At 41.6% G+C, this 269-nt stretch carries 1 protein-coding gene; it reads right to left on the bottom strand.

Annotated features, from left to right (window positions below):
• Window positions 1-269: L-rhamnose isomerase (locus RYX56_RS22645; RefSeq protein WP_317124163.1), on the bottom strand; the 269-nt coding region annotated here is incomplete at both ends.

Below are 269 nucleotides of genomic sequence, written 5' to 3'. Positions count from 1 at the left end.
TAATCTTTTTCTTGGTGTTAAACGGTCGCTTGGAATATCTTTGTAGCCATCTGGAATCCAGATATTTGTTAATGCTGGTGTACCAAGCTCTTTCCCAAAGTATTCACCAATTTTCCGGCTGGCAATGCAATGGTTAATCCAAAACTCACGAATTTCTTCGTTCGGATGCGATAAAGTCAGACCGTCTGCTGCTTTCGGATGAGAGAATAGTGTTGGGTTAAAATCCAAGCCCAGTCGATTTTCCTTCGCCCATTTTACCCAGTTTTCAA

Source organism: Alkalihalophilus lindianensis, from assembly GCF_032843265.1.
GTDB classification, from domain to species: domain Bacteria; phylum Bacillota; class Bacilli; order Bacillales; family Bacillaceae_D; genus Alkalihalophilus; species Alkalihalophilus lindianensis.
This window is presented reverse-complemented; position numbering and strand designations above follow the sequence as displayed.